General features: G+C 38.5%; 1 protein-coding gene. It reads right to left on the bottom strand.

The window, feature by feature from the left end:
* Positions 1–337: 337 nt before the first annotated feature.
* Complete coding sequence (locus QL995_RS21640; RefSeq protein ID WP_169044783.1) at positions 338–766, bottom strand: hypothetical protein; 429 nt, start codon at positions 764–766, stop codon at positions 338–340.
* Positions 767–910 lie beyond the last annotated feature (144 nt).

Below are 910 nucleotides of genomic sequence, written 5' to 3'. Positions count from 1 at the left end.
TGTCGTTGTTATACCACGCGTCAAATCCCGATAAATCGAGTTTATTTTCGACGATATAACAAAGGGCATATTCAAATGTGCCAGGCAAAATTTGCTCAGCGAAATTGATAGGAATGAATTTATTTTGGCAGGATAAGTCAGGCTTGTAGTTAGCCATAACAGTTTACCGTGGGTGAATAATATCTATTAGATCACAGCGAATGAATGGATTCAAGGTTAAAAAGCAACCAACCAAGAATAGTTGGATACGTTCCTAAAAAGAGTAATTCTACAGCCTCAACGCCTACGATAAGCGGTAGCTGGGCGCTTTTCCCAGATATCCGTCTTCATCGTTTTGTTATCCTTCAATTGCCGACCATTCATCAAAGCGCTTACTTAAAACAGGTGCTAATTTATCGAAGGTAATCCAACTGTCCTCTATGTGATACAAAGTTTTTGCACCCTCGCCAGCGGCTGATTCATAATCTTCGTAAAAAAGACCGTCTTCGGATTCATAGTAATAAGCAGCAAACTTGTTTCCAATAACATCAAGGTCTTCGTCAGTGAATTTTTCGTCGCAATTTTGAATAAACCAATTTGTCGGAGATAACTCTCTGGTTTTTAGTGCACCCAAAGCCTCTGGAAACTCTTCAGTATGAATTGAGCCTGCCAAATTATTTAATAAACACCATGATACAAACATCGCCATGTGTGTTGCACCTTTCTCACTCGCCAAATCTTTTGGGAAATCGCCGCCATAGTGCCACGAGGCATCATCATATTTCATTACAACCTCCTTGAAGGATAACGAGCCTGTAGATTAACTCGTTTTTAAATTTGTTTTTATTGATAAACAAACCATAGCTGAGTTCCTATTTTGGTTCAATTGATTACTGTATTTTTACGCAGAATATAGAAGTGTTTGATATTG

Origin of the sequence: Pseudoalteromonas sp. APC 3358, assembly GCF_030408075.1 — a bacterium.
Lineage (GTDB): Bacteria > Pseudomonadota > Gammaproteobacteria > Enterobacterales > Alteromonadaceae > Pseudoalteromonas > Pseudoalteromonas arctica.
The sequence above is the reverse complement of the archived record's forward strand: the minus strand, read 5'-3'. Positions and strand labels throughout refer to the sequence as shown.

What these genes read in the sequence shown, in the direction of transcription:
- QL995_RS21640 (WP_169044783.1), bottom strand. Translation starts at nt 766, where the DNA reads ATGAAATATGATGATGCCTCGTGGCACTATGGCGGCGATTTCCCAAAA.